This is a genomic window from Mesorhizobium sp. M1312 (assembly GCF_040318115.1).
Classification (GTDB): Bacteria; Pseudomonadota; Alphaproteobacteria; order Rhizobiales; family Rhizobiaceae; genus Mesorhizobium.
In genome coordinates, this window is the sequence record NZ_JAMYLQ010000026.1 from 25,200 (window position 1) to 47,555 (window position 22,356).

25 protein-coding genes are annotated in these 22,356 nt (G+C 62.5%); 12 read left to right on the top strand and 13 right to left on the bottom strand.

Annotation, left to right across the window (positions count from 1 at the left end; all coding sequences use genetic code 11):
* Positions 1-309 precede the first annotated feature (309 nt).
* From NKH36_RS25260 to NKH36_RS25285, 6 genes are all read left to right on the top strand, one after another.
* A complete protein-coding gene (locus NKH36_RS25260) occupies positions 310-954 on the top strand; it encodes a 50S ribosomal protein L25/general stress protein Ctc (RefSeq protein WP_352964007.1) in 645 nt (214 codons plus the stop codon).
* 23 nt (positions 955-977) lie between these two features.
* The gene (pth, locus tag NKH36_RS25265) at positions 978-1,703 is read left to right on the top strand and encodes an aminoacyl-tRNA hydrolase (RefSeq protein WP_352964010.1); all 726 of its coding nucleotides are present in this window, start codon (positions 978-980) and stop codon (positions 1,701-1,703) included.
* Between the two features lie 98 nt (positions 1,704-1,801).
* A complete protein-coding gene (gene ychF, locus NKH36_RS25270; protein ID WP_352964013.1) occupies positions 1,802-2,905 on the top strand; it encodes a redox-regulated ATPase YchF in 1,104 nt (367 codons plus the stop codon).
* Between the two features lie 224 nt (positions 2,906-3,129).
* Positions 3,130-4,104 (top strand): magnesium/cobalt transporter CorA, encoded by a 975-nt coding sequence (gene corA / locus NKH36_RS25275; RefSeq protein ID WP_352964016.1) that lies wholly within the window; start codon positions 3,130-3,132, stop codon positions 4,102-4,104.
* A gap of 156 nt (positions 4,105-4,260) precedes the next feature.
* On the top strand, positions 4,261-4,731 hold the full coding sequence (locus NKH36_RS25280; protein WP_352964019.1) for a MaoC family dehydratase: 471 nt from the start codon (positions 4,261-4,263) through the stop codon (positions 4,729-4,731).
* Entirely contained in the window at positions 4,728-5,198 is a 471-nt protein-coding gene (locus tag NKH36_RS25285; protein ID WP_352964022.1) for a MaoC family dehydratase, read from the top strand. The genes NKH36_RS25280 and NKH36_RS25285 overlap by 4 nt, the downstream gene beginning before the upstream one ends.
* Before the next feature lie 207 nt (positions 5,199-5,405).
* Here NKH36_RS25285 and NKH36_RS25290 read toward each other — a convergent pair whose 3' ends face one another.
* The 4 genes from NKH36_RS25290 to petA form a co-directional block, all read right to left on the bottom strand.
* A complete protein-coding gene (locus NKH36_RS25290; protein ID WP_352964025.1) occupies positions 5,406-5,951 on the bottom strand; it encodes an adenine phosphoribosyltransferase in 546 nt (181 codons plus the stop codon).
* Between the two features lie 215 nt (positions 5,952-6,166).
* Positions 6,167-7,039 (bottom strand): cytochrome c1, encoded by an 873-nt coding sequence (locus NKH36_RS25295; RefSeq protein ID WP_352964028.1) that lies wholly within the window; start codon positions 7,037-7,039, stop codon positions 6,167-6,169.
* Between the two features lie 86 nt (positions 7,040-7,125).
* Positions 7,126-8,430: a cytochrome b gene (locus NKH36_RS25300; RefSeq protein ID WP_352964031.1), complete on the bottom strand. Its 1,305-nt coding sequence runs from the start codon at positions 8,428-8,430 to the stop codon at positions 7,126-7,128.
* 17 nt (positions 8,431-8,447) lie between these two features.
* Positions 8,448-9,008, bottom strand: coding sequence for a ubiquinol-cytochrome c reductase iron-sulfur subunit (petA, locus tag NKH36_RS25305; RefSeq protein WP_352964034.1), 561 nt, complete (start codon positions 9,006-9,008; stop codon positions 8,448-8,450).
* 302 nt (positions 9,009-9,310) lie between these two features.
* On the opposite strand from petA, the gene NKH36_RS25310 reads away from it, so the two are divergent.
* Positions 9,311-9,667 carry a cupin domain-containing protein gene (locus tag NKH36_RS25310; RefSeq protein ID WP_352964037.1) on the top strand — a complete coding sequence of 119 codons (357 nt, stop codon included), beginning with the start codon at positions 9,311-9,313 and terminating at the stop codon, positions 9,665-9,667.
* Between the two features lie 270 nt (positions 9,668-9,937).
* Here NKH36_RS25310 and NKH36_RS25315 read toward each other — a convergent pair whose 3' ends face one another.
* From NKH36_RS25315 to NKH36_RS25335, 5 genes are all read right to left on the bottom strand, one after another.
* Positions 9,938-10,555, bottom strand: coding sequence for a cupin domain-containing protein (locus tag NKH36_RS25315; RefSeq protein WP_352964040.1), 618 nt, complete (start codon positions 10,553-10,555; stop codon positions 9,938-9,940).
* An 870-nt stretch (positions 10,556-11,425) separates the two neighbouring features.
* Complete coding sequence (locus NKH36_RS25320; RefSeq protein WP_352964043.1) at positions 11,426-11,740, bottom strand: DUF6665 family protein; 315 nt, start codon at positions 11,738-11,740, stop codon at positions 11,426-11,428.
* 30 nt (positions 11,741-11,770) lie between these two features.
* Complete coding sequence (locus tag NKH36_RS25325; RefSeq protein ID WP_352964046.1) at positions 11,771-13,654, bottom strand: ABC transporter ATP-binding protein; 1,884 nt, start codon at positions 13,652-13,654, stop codon at positions 11,771-11,773.
* 40 nt (positions 13,655-13,694) lie between these two features.
* The gene (locus NKH36_RS25330) at positions 13,695-15,569 is read right to left on the bottom strand and encodes an ABC transporter ATP-binding protein (RefSeq protein ID WP_352964057.1); all 1,875 of its coding nucleotides are present in this window, start codon (positions 15,567-15,569) and stop codon (positions 13,695-13,697) included.
* Positions 15,570-15,598: 29 nt separating this feature from the next.
* On the bottom strand, positions 15,599-16,036 hold the full coding sequence (locus NKH36_RS25335) for a hypothetical protein (protein WP_352964049.1): 438 nt from the start codon (positions 16,034-16,036) through the stop codon (positions 15,599-15,601).
* Between the two features lie 445 nt (positions 16,037-16,481).
* On the opposite strand from NKH36_RS25335, the gene NKH36_RS25340 reads away from it, so the two are divergent.
* Both NKH36_RS25340 and soxR read left to right on the top strand, forming a co-directional pair.
* Entirely contained in the window at positions 16,482-16,940 is a 459-nt protein-coding gene (locus tag NKH36_RS25340; protein WP_352964051.1) for a tRNA (cytidine(34)-2'-O)-methyltransferase, read from the top strand.
* 169 nt (positions 16,941-17,109) lie between these two features.
* Positions 17,110-17,553 (top strand): redox-sensitive transcriptional activator SoxR, encoded by a 444-nt coding sequence (soxR, locus tag NKH36_RS25345; RefSeq protein WP_127210969.1) that lies wholly within the window; start codon positions 17,110-17,112, stop codon positions 17,551-17,553.
* Here the strand turns inward: soxR and NKH36_RS25350 are convergent.
* Positions 17,550-17,807, bottom strand: a complete 258-nt coding sequence (locus NKH36_RS25350) for a hypothetical protein (RefSeq protein WP_006202578.1) — start codon at positions 17,805-17,807, stop codon at positions 17,550-17,552. The two genes, soxR and NKH36_RS25350, sit on opposite strands and share 4 nt — an antisense overlap.
* Before the next feature lie 105 nt (positions 17,808-17,912).
* Here NKH36_RS25350 and hemF point away from each other — a divergent pair, with 105 nt between their 5' ends.
* The 3 genes from hemF to NKH36_RS25365 all read left to right on the top strand — a co-directional run bounded on the left by hemF (position 17,913) and on the right by NKH36_RS25365 (position 19,786).
* On the top strand, positions 17,913-18,827 hold the full coding sequence (hemF, locus tag NKH36_RS25355; RefSeq protein ID WP_352965014.1) for an oxygen-dependent coproporphyrinogen oxidase: 915 nt from the start codon (positions 17,913-17,915) through the stop codon (positions 18,825-18,827).
* 246 nt (positions 18,828-19,073) lie between these two features.
* Positions 19,074-19,334: a DUF1344 domain-containing protein gene (locus NKH36_RS25360; RefSeq protein ID WP_027151030.1), complete on the top strand. Its 261-nt coding sequence runs from the start codon at positions 19,074-19,076 to the stop codon at positions 19,332-19,334.
* A gap of 266 nt (positions 19,335-19,600) precedes the next feature.
* Positions 19,601-19,786: a DUF1059 domain-containing protein gene (locus tag NKH36_RS25365; protein ID WP_292510260.1), complete on the top strand. Its 186-nt coding sequence runs from the start codon at positions 19,601-19,603 to the stop codon at positions 19,784-19,786.
* A gap of 6 nt (positions 19,787-19,792) precedes the next feature.
* On the opposite strand, the gene NKH36_RS25370 is transcribed toward NKH36_RS25365, so the two are convergent.
* From NKH36_RS25370 to NKH36_RS25380, 3 genes are read right to left on the bottom strand one after another with little or no spacing between them, the layout of a single operon-like run.
* Complete coding sequence (locus NKH36_RS25370) at positions 19,793-21,061, bottom strand: CCA tRNA nucleotidyltransferase (RefSeq protein WP_352965018.1); 1,269 nt, start codon at positions 21,059-21,061, stop codon at positions 19,793-19,795.
* Positions 21,058-21,690 (bottom strand): CoA pyrophosphatase, encoded by a 633-nt coding sequence (locus NKH36_RS25375; RefSeq protein WP_352965021.1) that lies wholly within the window; start codon positions 21,688-21,690, stop codon positions 21,058-21,060. Before NKH36_RS25375 ends, NKH36_RS25370 begins: the two co-directional genes overlap by 4 nt.
* A gap of 27 nt (positions 21,691-21,717) precedes the next feature.
* A complete protein-coding gene (locus tag NKH36_RS25380) occupies positions 21,718-22,347 on the bottom strand; it encodes a DUF1285 domain-containing protein (RefSeq protein WP_352965056.1) in 630 nt (209 codons plus the stop codon).
* Between the last annotated feature and the right edge of the window lie 9 nt (positions 22,348-22,356).

Below are 22,356 nucleotides of genomic sequence, written 5' to 3' on the forward strand. Positions count from 1 at the left end.
AATCGAATGCACCGGCTGTCCGGCAGTCGGTTGCTTCAGGGCTTTCGAAGTGACAATGTCGGCTCCTGGGCTCAAGCCGGACATTCATTGCAATGCCCGCCTTTGGCTTGCACCCCGCCCCACCTTCCGCTATAGAGCCGCCACCCGCGTAGACACCCTTGGAGGCAACGCGGCGGAAGGCTGTCCGGCCTCACGTGATCCCAAAAAGATTTTGGACCAGATCATGTAAGGCCATGACGGCTTTCGACGTTTACGGCCCAGGCATCTCGCCGGCCGCGAACGCTCCAGAACAACGCGAAAGGAAATGCCATGAGCCAAGATACTTACGAGCTCAAGGCCGAAGCGCGCGAACAGGTCGGTAAGGGGTCCGCCCGTGCAGTTCGCCGCAACGGTAAAGTGCCTGCAGTAATTTACGGCGACAAGCAGCCTCCCCTGGCAATTGCGCTGACCTACAAGGACATCTACTACAAGATCCATGGCGGCGGGTTCCTGACCACGATCGCCACGATCGATGTCGACGGCAAGAAGATCCAGGTCCTGCCCAAGGACTACCAGCTCGACCCGGTCAAGGATTTCCCGGTCCATGTCGACTTCCTGCGCATCGGCAAGGACACCGAAGTCAATGTCGACGTGCCGGTCCACTTCATCAACGAGGACAAGTCGCCGGGCATCAAGCGCGGCGGCGTGCTCAACATCGTGCGTCACGAGGTCGAGTTCCACTGCCCGGCCAATGCGATCCCGGAATTCATCACCGTCGATCTCACCGGCACCGATATCGGCGATTCGATCCACATCTCGGCGGTCAAGCTGCCGGCCGGCGTCAAGCCGGTGATCTCCGACCGCGACTTCACCGTCGCGACCATTGCCGGCTCCTCGGCGATGAAGCCGGAAGCGGAAGAGACGGTCGAAGCGGCTGAACCCGAAGCAGCGGCTCCTGCCGACGAAGAGAAGTAATCCCTTTCCGCCCGGAGGTGACGATGCTGCTGTTTGCAGGCCTCGGCAATCCGGGCGCGAAATACGCCAACAACCGGCACAATGTCGGCTTCATGGCGGCGGACGCAATCGCCCGCCGCCATTCCTTTTCGCCCTGGTCGAAGAAGTTCCAGGGCCTGATCGCCGAAGGCACGCTTGCCGGCGAAAAGATCATCCTGATCAAGCCGCAGACCTTCATGAACAATTCAGGCCAGTCGATCGGCGAAGCGCTGCGCTTTTACAAGCTCGGCTCTTCGGCGCTGACGGTCTTCTATGACGAGATCGACCTTGCCGCCGGCAAGGTGCGGGTCAAGGTCGGTGGCGGTTCCGGTGGCCACAACGGTATCCGCTCGCTCGACCAGCATATCGGCAAGGATTTCCGCCGCGTGCGCATTGGCGTCGGCCACCCCGGCATCAAGGAAATGGTGCATGGTCATGTGCTTGGCGATTTCGCCAAAAGCGACCGCGAGTGGCTGGACGTGCTGCTTGACACCATCGCCGAGGATGCCGGACTGCTTGCCAAGGGCGACGACAATTCCTTCATGAATCGCGTGGCGCTGGCCTTGCGCGACAAGCTCACGCCGACAGGCGACGACGACCGCCCGCCACCCAAGGCGCCAAAAGCACAAAGCCACGTCCGCCAGGCGCGGTCGCAGCAGCCGGCGGCCAAGCTACCCGAAACCGGCCCGATGGCCGCCATGCTGAAGAAGCTGTTTGGCGGCAAGGATTGAGCCTAGCCACGGATCGGGGGCTGCAGGGCTTGACGTTCGTCACCCCTTTCGCCCATAGCCCTCATCAAATTTCGATTTCCCGATAGGACCGGATAAAAATGGGTTTCAAATGCGGCATCGTTGGCTTGCCCAACGTCGGCAAGTCGACGCTTTTCAACGCGCTGACCAGGACGGCGGCGGCGCAGGCCGCCAACTATCCGTTCTGCACCATCGAACCGAACACCGGCGAGGTGGCGGTGCCCGACCCACGCCTGCAGAAGATCGCCGCGATCGGCAAGTCGAAGGAGATCATCCCGACCCGCATCTCGTTCGTCGACATCGCCGGTCTGGTGCGCGGCGCCTCGAAGGGTGAAGGGCTGGGCAACCAGTTCCTGGCCAATATCCGCGAGGTCGACGCCATCGTCCATGTGCTTCGCTGCTTCGAGGATGACGACATCACCCATGTCGAGGGCCGCATCGATCCCGTCGCCGACGCCGAGACCGTCGAGACCGAGCTGATGCTCGCCGACCTCGACAGCCTCGAGCGCCGCATCGTGCAGTTCCGCAAGCGCGCTTCCGGCAAGGACAAGGAGGCGATGACCGTGCTTCCCATGATGGAAGCCGCCCTTGAACTCCTGCAGGCCGGCAAGCCCGCCCGCATCCTGCTCAAAGGTATCTCCGCGGAGGATCTACGCATCCTGCAGGGGCTGAACCTGCTGACATCGCACCCCGTGCTCTATGTCTGCAATGTCGCCGAGGCCGATGCTGCCACCGGCAACGCGCACACCAAAGCGGTCGAGCAGATGGCTGCCGCGCAGGGCGCCCGCACCGTGGTGATTTCGGCGGCGATCGAAGCCGAGGTCGCGCAGCTCAGCGACGAAGAGGAAATGGAATTCCTCGCAACGCTGGGCCTCGATGAACCCGGCTTGAACAAGGTGATCCGCGCCGGCTACGAGCTGCTGCAGCTCATCACCTATTTCACCGTCGGGCCGAAGGAGACGCGCGCCTGGACCGTGCACAAGGGTGCCAAGGCGCCGCAGGCGGCAGGCGTCATCCACACCGATTTCGAGCGCGGCTTCATCCGCGCCCAGACCATCGCCTACAACGACTTCGTTACGTTGGGCGGCGAAGTGGCGGCCAAGGAAGCCGGCAAGGCGCGCGACGAAGGCAAGGAGTATGTCGTCCAGGACGGCGACATCATGCTGTTCAAGTTCAACACCTGACCTGACCGACGGCCCGCCGGCAGCCATCATGGCCGCCGGCGCGATCGCAGCCTCGTGCAAGGCCGCACAGGCCCCTTTTCGCGCGGCTTGACTGCCCGCAATGCCCGGTCTAAGGGGCGTCTGCACCCGGCCCGTGCTTTCTTCGAGAGCACCTGTCCCGTGCAATCCGAAACGACGCGCCCGTTCGAACCCATCCTTTTGGCCTCAGCAAGGGAGACCCGGTGATGATCAAGGCATTCGTCGTGGAGAATGATCGCCTGCGCCTTGCCGACGATCTCTTGCAAAACAGCGACAAGGTCGTCTGGGCCGATCTTCTGAACCCGACAAAGGAAGAGGAAGCGGCCATCGAGGCCTGGCTCGGTGTTGCCATTCCGACGCGCGAGGAGATGGAGGAGATCGAGATTTCGAGCCGCCTCTATGTCGAGGACGGCGCCTATTTCATGACCGCCATTCTGCCCGCCCAGACCGAGGCCGACGATCCGCTGATGTCGCCGGTCACCTTCGTGCTGGCCGGCAACAGGCTGATCACCGTGCGCTATCACGAACCAAAGGCCTTCAAGACCTTTCCGCTGCGCGCCGAGAAGGTGGCGACCGGCTGCACCAGCGGCGACACCATCCTGATCGGCTTGCTGGAGGCGATCGTCGACCGCCTCGCCGACATTCTGGAGCGCGCCGGCCGCGACATCGAGACGATCTCACGCGACATCTTCCAGGCAAGCTCGACCAAGGCGTCCAAGCGCAACCGCGATTTTCAGGAATTGCTGAAGGCCATCGGCCGCAAGGAGGACATCGCCTCCTCGATCCGCGACAGCCTGATCTCGCTGCAGCGGCTCGCCGGCTTCCTCACCCACGCCTCAACCCAGACCAAGATGAGCAAGGACATCCGAGCGCGCATCAAGACCTTGTCGCGCGATGTGCTGTCGCTCGCCGACCACGCCACCTTCCTGTCGCAGAAGATCAACTTCCTGCTCGACGCGACGCTCGGCATGATCTCGATCGAGCAGAATGCCATCATCAAGATCTTCTCTGTCGCCGCGGTCATCTTCCTGCCGCCGACGCTGGTCGCGTCGATCTACGGCATGAATTTCAATGTCATGCCCGAGCTGAACTGGCATTTCGGTTACCCCTTCGCCATCGGCTTGATGATCCTATCGGCGATCCTGCCCTTCTGGTATTTCCGCCGCCGCGGCTGGTTGTAGGGCCTTCGGAGCTTCTATTCCGTTGGGCGTGATGGCCTGGCGCATGAGAAATTACTTGACCAAATTGCGCCCCACCTGCATCCGGGAACCCCGATCCGTGGCGATCGTACAACCTTGAACCGGATTCCAGACCATGACCGGAAAGAATTCCAGACCATGACCGGAAAGACTTGGGCCTACGAGGATTTCGTCGAGGGCGCCTCGCTCGACCTTGGCACGAAGCTGGTGAGTGCGGCCGAGATCATCGAATTCGCGCAAGAGTTCGATGCGCAGCCGATGCATCTCGACGAGGCGGCGGGTAAGGCCAGCATCCTTGGCGGACTGGCGGCCTCCGGCTGGCACACCTGCGCGATGTTCATGCGCATGCTGTGCGATGCCTTCCTGCTGGACTCGACCTCGCAAGGCGCCCCCGGCGTCGACCAGGTCCGGTGGAAGAAGCCGGTGCTGGCCGGCGACATCTTGAGCGGCAATACCACCGTCCTTGCCAAGCGCCTGTCCAGGTCCAAGCCCCAACTCGGCCTCATCACCATGCGCAGCGAGCTTTTCAACCAGCGTGGCGAAGGCGTCTTCGAACTCGAGAACACTGTCATGTTCCTCGCCCGTGACGCTGCACAGGGCCCCTCATGACATTGGACGAGTTCTTCTGCATCGGCATCACCGTCACCCTCGGTTCGCATACATTCGAGCCCGAGGCGATCAAGGCGTTCGCCAGGAAATACGATCCGCAGATATTCCATCTCGACGAAGAGGCGGCGAAAAAGAGCGTGTTCGGCGGCCTGTGCGCCTCGGGCTGGCACACAGCAGCAACCTGGATGAAATTGAACCTCGAGACCGGCGTGGAGGCCGAGGGCGTCCGCTGGGCCGGCGCTGGGCCGGCGCCCGAATTCGGCCCCTCGCCCGGCTTCAAGAATCTCAAATGGCTGAAGCCCGTCTATGCCGGAGAAACCGTGACCTTCACCCGCACCGCGCTTGCCCACCGCCCCATCATGTCACGGCCGGGCTGGCGGCTGCTGACGCTGCGCTCGGAAGCCTTCGATTCGACCGGCGACAAGGTCATCGAGTTCGAAAGCGCCGTGCTGGTGAAGATGGGGTGAGCAGAATTCTTTCCTTCTCCCCTTGTGGGAGAAGGTGGATCGGCGCAAAGCGCCGAGACGGATGAGGGGTGTTGGAAGAAATGATGCGTCTAAAAATCAAATGAGTTGAAACACTTACGCCTTCAGCGCTGCGATCGGTCCAACACCCTCATCCGACCTCGCTTCGCGAGGCCACCTTCTCCCACAAGGGGAGAAGGAAGAAGCACCTCAATGCCCTTCAAACCCGATCAGCGTCCTGACCGGCACGCCGAGTGCTTCGAGCTTTTCGCGGCCGCCGAGGTCCGGCAGGTCGATGACGAAGCAGGCGGCGAGGATGTCGGCGCCGATCTGGCGCAACAACTGGACCGCCGCCGCCGCCGTGCCCCCGGTGGCGATCAGGTCGTCGACCAGGATCACCCTCTCGCCCGGAGACACGCCGTCCCTGTGCATCTCCATCTCGTCCAGCCCGTATTCGAGGCTGTAGGCGACGCGCACCGTCTCGTAAGGCAGCTTGCCCTTCTTGCGGATCGGCACGAAGCCGGCCGAAAGCTGATGGGCGACGGCGCCGCCAAGGATGAAGCCGCGCGCCTCGATGCCGGCGATCTTGTCGACTTTCTGGCCGGCATAGGGATGCACCAGCTCGTCGATGGCGCGGCGGAAGGCGCGCGCATTGCTTAGCAGGGTGGTGATGTCGCGAAACAGGATGCCCGGCTTAGGATAGTCCGGAATGGTGCGGATCGCGGCAAGCAGCGTGTCTTCGAGCGAAGGTTTCATGGGGCGGCTCTCCGGCATTCGTCCGATTCGACTTGAAGACGTGAAAAGGAACTCCGGCCGATCGTAACCCGGCGCGGCCGGCGACGGCTACCGCGATGTGGCGCCTGGAAGAAAATTGTCCGGCAAAGGACCGAGCCGGCGGTCTTTGGAGGCGGCCTTCGGAAATGCAAAAGGGCGCCTTTCGACGCCCTTTCGATCTCGTGGCTTTGCGTAGCTCAGTGCGCCACGCCGGCCCACACCTTGCGCTTGGTCAGATAGACCAGCGCGCCGAACAGCAACAGGAAGACCAGCACGCGAAAGCCGGTTTTCTTGCGGGCTTCAAGATGCGGCTCGGCCGCCCACATCAGGAACGCCGACACGTCGCGGGAATACTGGTCGACCGTCTGCGGCGAGCCGTCGTCATAGGTCACCTGGTCGTCAGAGAGCGGGTTGGGCATCTTCAGCGACACGCCGGCTATGAAGTAGGGATTGTAGTGGGTGTCTTCCGGAATCTCCATGCCCGCCGGCGGCTGCTCGTCATAGCCGGTCAGCAGCGAGTGGATATAGTCGGGACCGCCCTGGGCGTATTGCGTGAAGATGTCGAAGACGAAACGCGGAAAGCCGCGCTCGACGCCGCGCGCCTTGGCCAGCAGCGACATGTCGGGCGGGGCAGCTCCGCCATTGGCGGCCGCTGCTGCCTGATCGTTGGGGAACGGCGCCGGGAAATAGTCGGACGGTATGCCGGGACGATCGAACATGTCGCCGGCATCGTTGGGACCATCATTGATCGTGTACTCGGCCGCCAGCGCCTTGACCTGCGCTTCCGAATAGCCAAGGTCTTCCAGCGTGCGGAACGCCACCAGCTTCATCGAATGGCAGGCCGCGCAGACTTCCTTGTAGACCTTCAGCCCGCGCTGCAACTGCGCCTTGTCGTAGGTGCCGAACGGCCCGGCGAAGCTCCAGTCCATCTCCTTGGGCTCGTGTATCGGGAAATGCGTCGGCGCGGCTTCGTTGTGCGCCTCCTCCTGGGCGACGGCCCCAGTGGTCGCGACCGCAGTGCCTGCCAACACAAGGCCGAGCAGCGCCAGCGAGGTGAGAATCTTCTTCATGCCAAATCCCCTTGAGATTCTCTGCCGCGCCGTCGTCTCGAGCATGATCTTTTCCGAAAACCGGTCTCCACTTTTCGGGGTCATGCTCAGCCCTTGGTTTCCGGTGCGGCTGTCGCGCGAGCCGGATGCCCGCCATTGCCATGCTTGTTTTTCTCGAGCACCGCCTCGGTGATCGAATTCGGCAACCGCCGCGGAGTCTCGATCAGGCCAAGCACCGGCAGCGCGACCAGGAAAAAGGCGAAATAGAACAATGTCCCCATCTGCGCCATGAAGACATAGCTGCCTTCGGCCGGCTGCGAACCCAGCCAGCCAAGCACGACGGCATCGATCACGAACAGCCAGAAGAACAGCTTGTACCAGGGCCGGTAGACCGCCGAGCGCACCTTCGAGGTGTCGAGCCACGGCACCAGGAACAGCATGGCGATGGAGCCGAACATCGCGAGCACGCCACCGAGCTTGGAGTTGATCGGCCCGATATTGAAGGTGATGGCGCGCAGGATTGCGTAGAACGGCAGGAAGTACCATTCTGGCACGATATGGGCAGGCGTCTTCAGCGGGTCGGCGACTACATAGTTGTCCGGATGGCCGAGAAAGTTCGGCAGGTAGAAGACGAAATAGGCGAAGATGAACAGGAACACGAGCATCCCGAACGCGTCCTTGATGGTCGCGTAAGGGGTGAAAGCGACGGTATCGGTCTTCGACTTGACCTCGATGCCGGTCGGGTTCGACTGGCCGACCACATGCAGCGCCCATATATGCAGCACGACAACGCCGGCGATCATGAACGGCAGCAGATAGTGCAGTGAAAAGAAGCGGTTCAGCGTCGGGTTGTCGACAGCGAAGCCGCCGAGCAGAAGCTGCTGGATCCATTCGCCGACCAACGGAATGGCGCTGAAGAAGCCGGTGATGACGGTCGCGCCCCAAAACGACATCTGGCCCCATGGCAGCACATAGCCCATGAAGCCTGTCGCCATCATCAGGAGGTAGATGATGCAGCCGAGGATCCACAGAAGCTCGCGCGGCGCCTTGTAGGAACCGTAGTAAAGGCCGCGGAAGATGTGGATGTAGACGGCGACGAAGAAGAACGACGCGCCGTTCGAATGCATGTAGCGCAACAGCCAGCCCGAATTGACGTCGCGCATGATCTTCTCGACCGAATCGAAGGCGAGAGTGCTGTCCGCCGCATAGTGCATGGCCAGCACGATGCCGGTCAGCATCTGCGCCGCCAGCATGAGCGCCAGGATGCCGCCGAAGGTCCACGCATAGTTGAGGTTGCGCGGCACCGGATAGGCGACGAAGCTGTCGTAGACCAGCCGCGGCAGCGGCATGCGGGCGTCGAACCAGCGTCCGATACCGGTCTTGGGCGTATAGGTCGAGTGTCCCTCGCTCATCGAAACGTCCCTTAGCCTCAGCCGATACGGATCTTGGTGTCGGAAATAAACTGGAACACCGGCACCGACATGTTCTCCGGCGCCGGCCCGCCGCGGACGCGGCCAGCGGTGTCGTATGTCGAACCGTGGCACGGGCAGAACCAGCCGCCGAACTCGCCTTCCTGGCCGAGCGGAATGCAGCCGAGATGGGTGCAGACCTGAACCATCACTATCCAGGCCTCCTTGCCCGGCATGGTGCGGTTGGCATCCGTCGCCGGCGCATCGGCCGGCAAATTGGCATTGCGGGCGAGCGGATCCTTGAGCTCGGCTAGATTGACCGCCTCGCCGTCCTTCATCTCTTCTTCGGTGCGGTTGCGCACGACCACCGGCTTGCCGCGCCATTTCACGACAAGCGACATTCCCGGCGACAGCGACGAGACGTCGACCTCGACCGAGGCCAGCGCCAGCGTCGAGGCATCCGGGCGCATCTGGTCGATGAACGGCCAGGCGACGGCACCCGCGCCGACCACCGCGGCCATGCCGGTGGCGACATAGAGAAAATCACGACGGTTGGGATCCTGGATGTCGGTTGCGCTCACGGGTGCCTGATCCTTTCGCCTCTTCCGTGCCGGTGGCCGAGGCTTGTTCCCCGCTCTTTCACGCCAACCCGACAGCGCATGGCGAACAGGCTTGCGAATTCCTCCGGCAATTGGCCTTCGGTTTATGCGTGAAGCCCGTTTTTGTCCAGACGGGTGAAGGCACAAGGGCAGATTGTCGCGGGGACGCAATTCGGCGTCGGGCGGCATGGCGACGAAAACGGCGAAACCACAGGAAAACAACGGCAAAACCGGCGCCGGTGTTTGCCTCGACAGGAGCCCCAGCCTCGGTCTATCCTCGGCTCATGGCGCACGTCATCGACCGCGACAAATGGGCCAGGACGCCCGACCGCTGGCCCGACCATTGGCAAGGAGAACTGCAGTGCGGCGCCTACGGCTCCAAAAGCTGCCTGATCTTCAACTATCTGCCGGAGATCGGCGGCGGCCCGCGGCTGCACATGCATCCCTATTGCGAGATTTTCATCATCCGCGCCGGCACCGGGCTGTTCACCGTCGGCGACCGGCAGATCGAGGCGTCGGCTGGCCAGATCCTGATCGCGCCGCCGAACACGCCGCACAAATTCACCAATCTCGGTCCAGGCCCGCTGGAGACCACCGACATCCACGAAAACGGCAGCTTCATCACTGAGTGGCTGGAGTAAACCTTGATCCCGAAAAGTGGAAAGCCTGTTTTGGAAAGGATCATGGTCAAACTAGTGGTGAAAATCTGATGCTTGGTACCCGAGGTTAGACAACTGCTCGGTGGAAAGCGGAAGTACCAGGAATTGTCATCTGCGGCAGGATTGAGGACCAAAACTGACATTCGATGATGCGTGTAAGCGAAGATCCAAATTTCTGGAATTTTGCGGATCTTCGCTTGGGTGCCGCCTCAGCTCGTCCCAAACATTCGCGCCACCCCGGGAAATGTCGCCTCAGTCGAGGCTGGCCGGCGACGAGAACGGCTGATTGGCGTCGACCACGAAGATGGCCAGTTCATCGAGATCGGTTGTGCCGGCGCTGAACACCTCCATCGGCGTGTTGGCCCCGTGTCCGATCATGGCCGTGCCAGCTTCAGCATAGGTCACTCCGTGGGGCGTTCTCTGGCCGACCTTGCCGGCCAGCACATAGAAGGCCTCCGGGCCCGGATGCGTATGAACCTTCGTCTTGACGCCGGGCGCTCCACCGGCGCGGTTGACGCGCAGCAAATACTCGCTTGCGCTGATCGGTGGGATCGGTCCGATCTCGACGACCTTGGTTCCGCCGGTCGTAGAGCCATCCTTCGGTCCAAGCGTGAACAGCCAGACCTTGCCTTCGATCTCCGCCGCAAGCGAGGTCGGGCCCGCAGCGCTTTGGGCCTGCGCCAGCGTTGGCAGATTTTCCAGCCGCCAGTACAACGGTCCGGCGGGCAGTTCCTTCACCTTTTTCTCAACCATCGGCTCGACGGCGAATTTGCTGTCTGCGGATATTGAGGCTGACGTCATCAGCCCGAAAGCACACACTGAGAACATAAGCAGGCCAATACGGCGGGCGCTGAAAGAATGCGGCTTCATGGTTGGTCCTCCTTTGCAAAATATTAGCTGCTGTTAAATATTGCAAAATATTAGCTGCTGTTAAAATAGCATGTGTGTCGCATTACTGCACGGACCAAATTTCGGGTCACCCCGAGAGCACCTGCCGCCAAAGAAGTCGGATCGCACGAATGTCCGCTTGTGGCGCGTCCCGTTGGTTCAAATACCTGACTCGCAGAACGCCAGAATCGAGCATCGAAAGACTGGCTGGGGTGGAAAGCGGAAATTAATGTCTACGGGAGAAGCTCCGTTCAAAACTAGCTGACAACGGGTTCGGGCCAAGATGTTTCTCGCATCGTTAGACCGGTGGCATCCCATTCGGCTTTGTCTGTACGGGTTTCTTGCTGGGGCCTTGCTCGGGGCGCTCTACTGCTTGGCTCCGTTCGGCAATGACCCTCAAGGTCGGAGTTTCAGAGGTCTGCTGGCAGTGTATGCAGCCTACCTCTGCGCTATCGCGATAGTTATTCCGAACTTGCGAAGACAAGGCGTCGAACCCTACAGCCAGTTGCTTTCGCGGGTCGCGCGAATTCGTGGTTTCGATGGGCCGCAGGCGCTTTCCTTCGAAAGACATGGTTTGCAGTAACCGCCTGTTTCACCGGGCTGTCATTCCTTATCCCGCTGTATGCCCTGTTCAAAATCATATTGAGTTGGTCCGAGATCGGCTGGCCCGATGTAGTCGGCTCCACCCTTGGTATGATCGTGGGGCTTGTCTTCGTGGGCGACTTCTACTTTCTGCTGCGGAAACCGCCGGCCCATAGATGAACACCCTTGGAAAGGCACTCTGCTCGTCCGCTTCGGGTCGAAATCGGTATTTCGTCTTCGGTACCAAGCGTCAGATTTTACCACCGGTATCTATTTCGCGCCGAGCCTGGCCAGCACGGCCTTGGGAATGTTGTATTCCCGGATCACCGCGTCGTGCTTGCGCAAACCGCACAATTCGCGCTGGATGAAATAGCCGTGGACGGCCTCCGCCGCGTCCTTGAGCAGCCGGGCACGATGTTCGCCATCCTCGCCGTGTTCACGCAATCTCGCCAGCGTTTCATCCACGCGCCGGCCGGCGCTGCCGAGCGCCGCCGCCTTTTCGCCGAGGATTTCATGGCCGAGCAGGTCGAGCGCGCTCTCCTGCGCTCCCGACCGTCCGAAATTCGATGGCATTCGCACCGACATGGTCCACTCCGGTTTTGCTGAAATCTGGCCCTACTCCGCCGGCCGCGTCTCCTCCAGCACGCTCTCCTCGTTGAACAGGAAGCCGCCGGACTGCCGCTTCCACAGCCGCGCATAGAGCCCGTCGAGCGCGACCAGTTCATCATGCGTGCCTTGTTCGACGATGCGGCCGCCGTCGAGCACCACCAGGCGATCGAGTGCCGCGATGGTCGACAGCCGGTGCGCGATGGCGATGACCGTCTTGTTCTCCATCAGCCGCGCCAGATTTTCCTGGATAGCCGCCTCGATGTCGGAATCGAGCGCCGACGTCGCCTCGTCGAGTATCAGGATCGGCGCGTCCTTGAGGAAGACGCGGGCGATCGCCACGCGCTGGCGCTGGCCGCCCGACAATTTCACGCCGCGCTCGCCGACAAAGGCCTCATAGCCCTGGCGACCGCGATTGTCGCGCAAGTCGAGGATGAAGTCGTGCGCCTCGGCCTTCTTCGCGGCCGCGATCACCTCGGCGTCGGTTGCTTCCGGCATGCCGAGCTTGATGTTGTCGCGCAAGGAACGGTGGAAAAGCGCGGTATCCTGGCTGACGACGCCGATGTTGGCACGCAGCGAATTCTGCGTCACCTTTGAGACGTCCTGGCCGTCGATGGTGATCTTGCCGCCCTCGAGGTCGTAGAGGCGCAGGATCAGATTGGCCAGCGTCGTCTTGCCGGCGCCGGACGGCCCGACCAGTCCGACCTTCTCGCCCGGCCGCACGACAAGGTCGATGCCGTTGAGGACGCCGAACCCCTTGCCGTAGTGGAACTCGACCTTCTTCACGTTGATCCGGCCGCCGGTCACGACAAGCTCCCTGGCGTCAGGCGCATCGGTCAGGCCGAGCGGCTGCGAGATCAGCGCCTTGGAGTTTTCCAGCACGCCGAGATTGCGCAGGATGCCGTTGAGCTGCATCATCAGCCGGCCGAGCAGCATGTTGAGCCGCAGCACCAGGGACAGCGTGAAAGCGACGGCGCCGACTGTGATCGAGCCTTCGATCCAGAGATAGACGGCAAAACAGGCGATCGCGGTGATCATGATCCCCGACAGCGTCGTCAGCGCCATGCGCACGCCGGTCAGCCTGCGGGTGAACGGGCGCAGCGCATCGAGATAGATATCGAAACCGCTCCTGATGTAACGATCGTCGCCATCGGCGGAGAACAGCTTCAGCGTCTGCACGTTCGAGTAGGAATCGACGAAGCGGCCGGTGATCATCGAACCGGCCTCCGCGGTCTGCTCGGCATGCTTGCGGATCGCCGGCAGATAGCGCTTGGCCAGCCAGCCGAAAGCGGTGATCCAGATCACCACCAGCGCCGCCAGCCGCAAGTCGAGGCCGGCGACCAGCACCAGCGTCGTCACCGTATAGACGACCATGAACCAGACGACCTCGATGAAGCTTTGCATCAAATCGCCGGTCGCCTGCCCGGCCTGCCAGACCTTGGTGGCGATGCGGCCGGCGAAATCGTTCTGGAAGAAGTGGTAGGACTGGCGCGAGACATGGCGGTGCGCCTGCCAGCGCACCAGATTGTAGAAGCCGGGGGTGATAGTCTGCTCGTCGACCAGCGCCGCCAGGCCGACGACGATGGTGCGGATGACCAGCACCACGGCGGCCATGAAGACAAGTTCGGGACCGGCGGCAGTCCACAGCGCGTCCCAGCTGCGCTCGCCGGGGAGCTGGTCGAGAATGTCGACCAGTCGCCCGACGAAGTAGAACAGCCCAGCCTCGACCAGCGGCGCAATGCCGCCGATGACAAGCATGGCGAAGAAGGCGACCTTCGCCTGGCCGACATAGTGCCAGAGGAAACCGCTGACGCTGACCGGTGGCCGAAGGCCCGCGGGCTCCCTGAACGGATAGACCCAGTTCTCGAACCAGCGATAGACGGCAATCATCATTCTGGTGCCATCATTCTGCGGCCCATCATTCTGCTGCCCATCATTCTGCTGCTTGGCCCTTGACGATGGCATCGTTGGCGGCCGCACCCTCGTCGAGCAGGAAGCCGCCCGACTGACGCTGCCAAAGCTGCGCATAAAGCCCGCCGATGGCGACGAGTTGCTCATGCGAACCCTCCTCGATGACGCGGCCCTTATCCATGACGACGAGCCGGTCCATCGCCGCGATGGTCGAGAGCCGGTGCGCGATGGCGATGACGGTCTTGCCTTGCATGAGCTTGTAAAGGTTCTCCTGGATCGCCGCCTCGGCCTCCGAATCGAGCGCGGACGTCGCCTCGTCGAGGATGAGGATCGGTGCGTCCTTCAGCATAACACGGGCAATCGCGATGCGTTGCCGCTGGCCGCCGGACAATTTGACGCCGCGATCCCCGACATGCGCATCGAAACCGGTGCGGCCACTGGCGTCCGAAAGCTTTGATATGAAATCAAGCGCCTCGGCGCGGCGTGCTGCCTCGACCAGCATCTCGTTGCTGGCGTCCGGTCGGCCATAAAGGATGTTCTCGCGCACTGAGCGATGCAGCAGCGAGGTATCCTGCGTGACCATGGCGATCTGGGCGCGCAGCGAATCCTGCGTCACCGCCGCGATGTCGTGGCCGTCGATCAGGATCTTGCCGCTTTCAAGGTCGTAGAAGCGCAACAGCAGGTTGACCAGCGTCGACTTGCCGGCGCCCGAGCGGCCGACGATGCCGACCTTTTCGCCAGGCTTCACCGTCAGCGACAGGCTTTCGATCATGCCTTTCTGCTTGCCGTAGTGGAAGCGGATGTCCTCGAAACGGATCTCGCCCTTGGTCACGACAATGTCCTTGGCGCCAGGCCTGTCTTCGACGACGCGCGGCAGCGAGATCGAGCTGATGCCGTCCTGCACCGTGCCGATATTCTCGAACAGCGTGGACATCTCCCACATGATCCATTGCGACATGCCCCAGAGCCGAAGAACGAGCCCTATGACCAGGGCGACGGCGCCGATCGTCACTACCTGCCCGAGCCACAGCCAGAGCGAGATCGCGGTGACCGAAAACAACAGCAGCGAGTTCAGGACGTAGAGCAAGCCGTAGAGCTGCGTCACCAGCCGCATCGACCGGTAGACCGTATCTAGAAAGCCGGCCATGCCTTCCCGGGCGAAGGACGCCTCGCGCCGCGCATGCGAGAACAGCTTGACCGTCTGGATGTTGGAGTAGCTGTCGACGACGCGGCCGGTCATGGTCGAGCGCGCGTTGGCCTGCTCCTCGCCGACCTTGCCCAATCGCGGGATGAAATAGCGCAAGAGCAAGAAATAGCCGGCAAGCCAGACGGCAAGCGGTGCCGCCAGCCGCCAGTCGGCCGAGCCGACAATGAACAGCATGCCGAGGAAATAGACCACGACATAATTGAGCACGTCGATGAGCTTGATGACGCATTCGCGCACGGCGAGCGCGGTCTGCATCAGCTTGGTCGCGATGCGTCCGGCGAACTCGTCCTGATAGAAGGCCATCGACTGCTTGAGCAGGTAGCGATGCACCTGCCAGCGGATACGCATCGGGTAGTTGCCCATCAGCGTCTGCTGGTTGAGGAGCGCATGGAACCAGACCGTCGCCGGCAGCGCGAACACCACGATGAAGCCCATGCCGGCGAGCTTCCAGCCTTCGGTCTGCAGGAACGTCTCGCGATTCTGCGCCGACAGCCAGTCGACGATCCGGCCCATGAAACCGAACATCCACACTTCGGCAAGGGCGATAGCCGTCACCAGCATCGCATCGACAGCGATGTAGGGCCAGGCCCCGCGCGTATAGTGCACGCAGAAGGCGATCAGCGTCTTCGGCGGCTCGACCGGCTCCTCGGCAGGGAACGGATCGAGCCTTGTTTCAAACCAGCGGAACATTGTCTCGGTACTCACATGCTCGTTTTCGCTCACGCGGCGCGGGAGCACTTAGCGTCCTGGGAGCGCGCAGCGTCCGGGGTAGCGTCATGGTATCGCGTGGCGGCAAGAACCGGCGTCCCGGCATCACCCGGGCCGCCGGTCCTGCTTCGCGCAATATAGGATGTCGCGGGCTTTTCGCCGACGGGCTCGTTTGACGATCCTGACAGCGCTGTGTCGACGACCCGGAGTTTCGCGCCTGTTTTTGCGCCGGGCCGGATCAGCTTGATGATCCGGCGCACCAGCGACGGCCGGCTGCGGTCGGGAACCGCGCGCGAGAAATCGACGTCCGGCAGCATGCCGCGATGCGGGCGCCGGCGGGTCTCGGCGTGAGACGCCGACGAGTAGGTTTCGCCGACCAAAAGCGCCCACGTCGCCATCCTGCGCTCATGCAGGTTTCTTGAGCCGGGAATTTTGCAGGGATCGAACATCGGTCCGTCCTCCATGTGAAAATACGGAAAAAAGTCCGGCCTGTTCGCGGGCGAATGGCCGGCGAAAGGCAGGCCAGCGAAGGCCGGGCCAACGAAGGCCGGGATTGACCAGAGGCGTGTTCAGGTGGGGCGTTCAGCCCCTTTGACAGCTTGAAAAACATCGCAGGATTCCTTCGAAGACCGAAAAGAGGTTTCGGCGGGAATCGGTGCGATTGAAGTCTAAAAGATCAGGAGAATCGTCGTACCGAAACCGCCGACAGGCTGGTAAGCCCACAAGAGGGGCGCTGGATGTACATGATCATCATGAATTACCCCTCCATCGGTTCGGGTTGACAATGCCCGGCGTATAACCGACTTCGCAGAAAATGACCACCCGCCAGTCCAGCAATTTCCAAAACCGCGAGACCCCTGTGGCCGATCTGCCACGGATCAAAAGAGCGCGAAAATGAACGATCGTCTCCGCATCGCGCTCTACCAGCCGGATATCGCCGGCAACACGGGGACAATCCTGCGCTTCGCCGCTTGCCTCGGCCTCGGCGTCGATATCATCGAACCGGCCGGCTTCCCGCTCTCCGACCGGGCGCTGAAACGGGCCGGCATGGACTATCTCGAAATGGCGGCGGTGACCCGGCACGTCGACTGGCAAGCCTTCGAGAACTGGCGCAGAGGCGAAGCGCGGCGGCTGGTGCTGCTGTCGACCAGAGCCGCGACCGCCTACACGGATTTCGTCTTCGCCGATGCCGACATTCTTTTGTTCGGCCGTGAATCCGCAGGCGTGCCGGATCCTGTCCACCAGGCGGCCGATGCGCAACTGATCATCCCGATGCAGCCCGGCGCGCGCAGCATCAACGTCGCGCTTTCCGTCGCAATGGTGGCCGGCGAGGCGATCCGGCAGCTCGGATAGGATTCGCAGACTGTCGGCGGGCACCGCGATCATGGCGGCTTTCTGGCCGACGACCGCGCCCTCTCTTGTCATTCTCACCCAGGCGCACATCGCCTTCTCCTGCGGTTTGCATGTCCAGGGTTTCTTCGTTACAAGCTCAACTTAACTTGAGGTCAAGCGGAAAATTCGAATGGCGGTGACGGAACTGACAGTCGGCCAGGTGGCCACGCGAAGCGGGGTGGCGGTATCGGCGCTGCATTTCTACGAGGCGCGCGGACTGGTCCGCAGCCACCGCACATCAGGCAACCAGCGGCGCTACGGCCGCGACGTGCTGCGGCGTGTGGCGATCATCAGGATCGCGCAGGAGGTCGGCATCTCGCTGGCCGAAATCGGTGCCGCACTTGAATCGCTGCCTGAAGGCCGCACGCCGACGCGCGAGGACTGGAATCTGCTTTCAACGGCCTGGCGCGACCAGCTCGATCAAAAGATTGCCCAGCTGAAGAAGCTGCGCGACGGGCTGACCGACTGCATCGGCTGCGGCTGCATGTCGATTGACAAGTGCCCGTTGCGGAACAAGGAAGACCGGCTGAGCGCCCAAGGACCGGGCGCAAGGCGGTTGTTGGTCGCTCGTTAATCCGCCGCGGGCAATCGCCTGATCGTGAATTCGATGACGTCGCCCGGTCGCTCGAACCAGCTTTCGATCTCGGTCCAGTAGGCCTGCTTGGGAAAGCGCTCGAACCACTCCTTCGCCTTGAGCCGCGCATCGGAGCGCGGCAGGACGAAGGTCTCGCGCAGGAACCCGTCGCGCGGCATGCGCTCGCGCTCGGCGCGCGAACGGTCGAGCCTCTTCTTCAGGCCATCCAGCGGCGGTCTTGCCGGGGTGCGCACGAAAGAACTCCATTCACACTTGACCCTTGCACTTAACAGATTAGGGATCCCGGCCGGAAAAGACGAGTCATTTGTCGGGGTACGCCCCGCAACCGGAGACAGCATTTGCAACGACCCGAAGTACCGGCCGGGCTGCCGGCCGACATCGAACAGAAGAAGATGAAGGCGCGCCTGTGGTTCGAGACGTTGCGCGAGCGCATCTGCGCCGCCTTCGAGCAGATCGAGCAGGACCTGCAGGGGCCGCAGGCCTCATGGTCGCCCGGCCGCTTCGAAAAGACGCCGTGGGAGCGCGACGCCGGCAAGGGCGGCGGCGGCATCATGTCGATGATGCGTGGCCGCGTCTTCGAGAAGGTCGGCGTCCATACCTCCACCGTCTATGGCGAGTTCTCGCCGGAGTTCAGAAAGCAGATGCCGGGCGCCGAGGAGGACCCGCGCTTCTGGGCGAGCGGCATTTCGCTGATCGCCCATCCGTGGAACCCCAACGTGCCGGCGGTGCACATGAACACGCGCATGGTCGTCACCTCGCGCCAGTGGTTCGGCGGCGGCGCCGACCTGACGCCGTTGCTCGACCGGCGCCGCACCCAGGACGACCCGGACACGGTCGCCTTCCACCGCGCCATGCAATTCGCCTGCGAGAAGAACGCTGGCGTTGCCAACCACGCGAAATTCAAGGCCTGGTGCGACGAGTATTTCTATCTGCCGCACCGCGACGAACCGCGCGGCACCGGCGGCATCTTCTTCGACTGGCTGCATTCGGATGAAGACAAAGGCGGCTGGGATGCTGATTTCAACTTCGTCCAGGATGTCGGGCGATCTTTTCTCGTCGTCTACGGACATCTGGTGTGGGCCAATTTCAACGACAATTGGACCGACGGCGACCGCGAAGAACAACTCATTCGCCGCGGCCGCTATGTCGAATTCAACTTGCTTCACGATCGCGGCACCATCTTCGGACTGAAGACCGGCGGCAACGTCGCCTCGATCCTGTCCAGCCTGCCGCCAGAGGTGAAATGGCCGTAAAATCTCGGTGAGTTGGACGTGAGCCGCAATCAGGTCCAAATCGTTTGATTTTGGCGGTGAATGTGGCGCGCAGAATATCTTTTTCGTCTAATATCCACTTGAAAAAACAGGACTATTTTTCGTTCCGGGCCGGGAAACGCCGGCGGTTCATCCTCCCTAGAACCGCGACCCGACGCGACCGGACGGCCCATGATTGAGTGGGGCACCCTCCCAAAATGGTGCCCTCATTTTCCAGGAGAGCATGCCATGCGCAAGCTTATTATGTCGGTTGCGGCTGCTGCCGTTCTTGCCTCTGGTGGCGCTGCCTTCGCAGCGGTCAAGCACACCACGGGCACGGTCAAAACCTATGATGGAACGGCCATGAGCCTTGTTCTGGATAACGGATCAACCTTTACGCTGCCCAAGGCCTTCAAGAATCCTGGCCTGAAGGCCGGCGAAAAGGTCCGCGTTTCGTGGGACATGAGCGGCAAGCACAAAATTGCCGAGGCAGTCAGGATCGTGAAGTGATCGCCTGCCCGCTGGAGCAAGACGAGGTCTTGCCCCGAGAGCAAGACACAGTCTTGTCTCTAGGGTAGCGCAAGAGGGCGGAGCAGCGATGCTCCGCCTTTTGGTCTTTGCAGCAACCAAAACCATCCGATCGTGTTATGCTGGTTCGGCCAGCGCATGACCCGAAAACCGAACCGGTTCCCGACAGGGATCATGCGTCGATCAAAGGTGCTGGAGCTTCCGTGTCAGAGCAGATGCGACGCTCCGAGGAGGAAGGGAGAAATCGGATGAAGGAATTCCACTGCGGCTCGCTCGTTCCGGGTTGTGACTGGCATACGCGCGCCGACGAGGAAGCCGAAGTCATGCGGCGTGCGGTCGAGCATATGCGTGAGACGCATGGCGAGACGATCATCCGCGAGACGATGATCGAAGCCATCCGTTCGCGCATCGAAAAGCCCCGCGACGCGGCCTGATTTTGCCTAATTTTCGATTGCTTCTGCGGCGCGCTCGAGGAGCGCGCCGCGATCCAGCACAAAGCCCGACTCGACCCACTCGTTTTCAAGGTTTTTCAAGATTGCGCCAAGTTTCGGTCCGGGCGACGCGCCAAGCGTCGTGAGATCGGCGCCCTTGAGCGGAAAGTCGGGCTTTTTCCATTTTCCGGCGAAGGCCAGCAGGCGCGAGAAGCCGCCGGCTTCGAGCAGCGCGTCATTGTCCTCTACGGCGCGGGCTCGAGCGGAAGCGAGCAACAGCCGCAAGCGGTCGATAAGGCCCTGTCGATCGCCACGATAGAGCCGTTTTGCGAGTTCCGCTTCGGTCGTCTTCGGCTCGACAGGCGCTGTCAGCGCCCACTGCCTCAGACGGCCGGCATCGCTGACGGAGAATCTCAGCCGCTCAGCGAGCATCTTCAGCCGCGCAGCGTCCGGCGGCACGATCGCTTCCAGCCTGAGCAGAGGGTCCGGCGTCCAGCCAAGATCCTTCTCGGCCCTGGTCAGCGCATGGATCGTATCAATGCCCCATTTCTCACTCTCCGGCAGAACGCTGGTGAGCACGCTGGCCTGGCGCATCCACAGCAAGGCGCGCGATGGATCGGGGGCCGACAGCAGCTTCTTCAACTCAGACCAGACGCGCTCGGCCGAGAGTTGGCCAAGCCTCTCCTTGAGCCGGGCGCAAGCCTTCAGCCCTTCCGCATCCGGCCGGCCGTCGCCATACCAGGCGAAGAAGCGGAAAAAGCGCAGGATGCGCAGATAATCCTCGCGGATGCGCGCCTCCGGATCGCCGATGAAACGCAGCCGGCGCGCCTGGATGTCGGCGACGCCGCCGACCAGGTCGACGATCGTCCCGTCGGCCTCGGCGTAGAGCGCGTTGATGGTGAAATCGCGCCGTTCCGCATCGGCCTTCCAATCGCGCCCGAACGACACCCTGGCCCGCCGTCCGTCGGTCTCGATGTCGGCACGCAGCGTGGTCACCTCGAACGGCTTCCCGCCGGCGACGATCGTGATGGTGCCGTGCTCGATGCCGGTCGGCACGGCCTTGAAGCCCGCCGCCTCGGCGCGGCGGATGGTTTCATCAGGCGCGGTCGTGGTGGCGATATCGACGTCGGCGACCGGCTGGCCGATAAGCGCATTGCGCACCGCGCCGCCGGCGACGCGCGCCTCCTCGCCGCCATCCGCCAGAACCGTCAGCAGGCGCTGCAGGTGCCGTTCGCCGAGCCAGTCGGCTTTGCCCGCGAGCGACACCCGGCCGCTCACGTATAGAGCCTTTCATAAAGCGTGCGGATGATGCCGGCGGTGACGCCCCAGATGCGTTGCCCGTCATAAGGCATCTCGTAAAAGACCCATTCGAGGTCGTTCCACATGCGGCTTTCGCGGCCGTGGTTGGCCGGGTCCATGAGGAAGCGCAGCGGCACTTCGAAGGCGGCGTCGACCTCCTCGGGATTCAGCGTCAGTGAAAAATCCGGCCGCACTATTCCCAGCACCGGGGCGATGCGGTAGCCGCTGCCGGAGACGTAATCGGGCATGCGGCCGATGATCTCGACCCGGTCCGACCCGAGGCCGATCTCCTCGAATGTCTCACGCAATGCCGCTGCCTCCGGGCTCTGGTCGGTAGGGTCGATCGTGCCACCGGGAAAGGCCACCTGCCCCGAATGGTTGCGCAGGTTTTCCGCCCGCTTGGTCAGCAGAACCGTGGCGTCGTGTCCATGATCGACCACCGGTATCAGCACGGCGGCATCGCGCAGCGCCTTTGCGAGCTTCAAACGCGGATGGCCGGGGTTGAAGCGATGGTCGCCATAATCGTCGGCGGCATGCGCCAGCGGCTGTGCCGCAACGCGGGCGCGAAAATCCGCGGCGGAAAACGGCGCCCGTGTCACCTGGTCCATCGCGTCACCTGGTCCATCATGCCCCCATCATGCGCTCAGCCGCTGCAGTTTTTCCGCCGGCATGATCGGATAGATCGCGCCGTTCGAGCGAACGGCGAACATCCTTCTGCCATCGACCTCGATCTCTTCGCCATGCTCGACCAGTTCGTACATGACCGGCCGCGCCACCAGCGCCTCCAGCCGTCCGCGCACCAGCACATAGGGTTTCAGGCCACCGGTCGCATCCTCGTCGACAAAGCGCAGCGGATGCTCCGGACCGGCCTCGACCACATCGCCGACATTGGTACGGAAGGTGATGACTTGGCCATCGCCGGTGCCGCAAACATCCATCTCGACGGCGATGAAGGGCGCGTCGACGACGCGGATGCCGACCCTTTCCACCGGCGTCACCAGATAGGTCCTGCCGTCCTCGTCCTTGCGCAGCACGGAGGAAAACAGCTGGACCAGCGGCATGCGGCCGATCGGCGTGCCCTGGTAGAACCAGGTGCCGTCCTCTCTGATCTCCATGTCGAGATCGCCGCAAAAGGCCGGATTCCAACGCTCCACCGGCGCCGGCCCCTTGCCCGCGCGGGCGGCACGCGAGATCAGCGCCTCCAGTCCGCGCGCCTCGGTATCGGCCGTCAAACCCTGTTCACGATCGTCGGCGCGTTCTGTCATGGTCACGAA

Bases quoted from the DNA above. Each gene is read 5' to 3' on its own strand.
- NKH36_RS25295 (WP_352964028.1), bottom strand. From the start codon at position 7,039: ATGAAGAAGATTCTCACCTCGCTGGCGCTGCTCGGCCTTGTGTTGGCA.
- NKH36_RS25325 (WP_352964046.1), bottom strand. From the start codon at position 13,654: ATGATGATTGCCGTCTATCGCTGGTTCGAGAACTGGGTCTATCCGTTC.
- ychF (WP_352964013.1), top strand. From the start codon at position 1,802: ATGGGTTTCAAATGCGGCATCGTTGGCTTGCCCAACGTCGGCAAGTCG.
- NKH36_RS25320 (WP_352964043.1), bottom strand. From the start codon at position 11,740: ATGTCGGTGCGAATGCCATCGAATTTCGGACGGTCGGGAGCGCAGGAG.
- NKH36_RS25360 (WP_027151030.1), top strand. From the start codon at position 19,074: ATGCGCAAGCTTATTATGTCGGTTGCGGCTGCTGCCGTTCTTGCCTCT.
- NKH36_RS25260 (WP_352964007.1), top strand. From the start codon at position 310: ATGAGCCAAGATACTTACGAGCTCAAGGCCGAAGCGCGCGAACAGGTC.
- NKH36_RS25280 (WP_352964019.1), top strand. From the start codon at position 4,261: ATGACCGGAAAGACTTGGGCCTACGAGGATTTCGTCGAGGGCGCCTCG.
- NKH36_RS25310 (WP_352964037.1), top strand. From the start codon at position 9,311: ATGGCGCACGTCATCGACCGCGACAAATGGGCCAGGACGCCCGACCGC.
- pth (WP_352964010.1), top strand. From the start codon at position 978: ATGCTGCTGTTTGCAGGCCTCGGCAATCCGGGCGCGAAATACGCCAAC.
- corA (WP_352964016.1), top strand. From the start codon at position 3,130: ATGATCAAGGCATTCGTCGTGGAGAATGATCGCCTGCGCCTTGCCGAC.
- NKH36_RS25285 (WP_352964022.1), top strand. From the start codon at position 4,728: ATGACATTGGACGAGTTCTTCTGCATCGGCATCACCGTCACCCTCGGT.
- NKH36_RS25365 (WP_292510260.1), top strand. From the start codon at position 19,601: ATGAAGGAATTCCACTGCGGCTCGCTCGTTCCGGGTTGTGACTGGCAT.
- NKH36_RS25375 (WP_352965021.1), bottom strand. From the start codon at position 21,690: ATGGACCAGGTGACACGGGCGCCGTTTTCCGCCGCGGATTTTCGCGCC.
- NKH36_RS25340 (WP_352964051.1), top strand. From the start codon at position 16,482: ATGAACGATCGTCTCCGCATCGCGCTCTACCAGCCGGATATCGCCGGC.
- soxR (WP_127210969.1), top strand. From the start codon at position 17,110: ATGGCGGTGACGGAACTGACAGTCGGCCAGGTGGCCACGCGAAGCGGG.
- NKH36_RS25290 (WP_352964025.1), bottom strand. From the start codon at position 5,951: ATGAAACCTTCGCTCGAAGACACGCTGCTTGCCGCGATCCGCACCATT.
- NKH36_RS25330 (WP_352964057.1), bottom strand. From the start codon at position 15,569: ATGTTCCGCTGGTTTGAAACAAGGCTCGATCCGTTCCCTGCCGAGGAG.
- NKH36_RS25300 (WP_352964031.1), bottom strand. From the start codon at position 8,430: ATGAGCGAGGGACACTCGACCTATACGCCCAAGACCGGTATCGGACGC.
- NKH36_RS25315 (WP_352964040.1), bottom strand. From the start codon at position 10,555: ATGAAGCCGCATTCTTTCAGCGCCCGCCGTATTGGCCTGCTTATGTTC.
- NKH36_RS25335 (WP_352964049.1), bottom strand. From the start codon at position 16,036: ATGTTCGATCCCTGCAAAATTCCCGGCTCAAGAAACCTGCATGAGCGC.
- NKH36_RS25380 (WP_352965056.1), bottom strand. From the start codon at position 22,347: ATGACAGAACGCGCCGACGATCGTGAACAGGGTTTGACGGCCGATACC.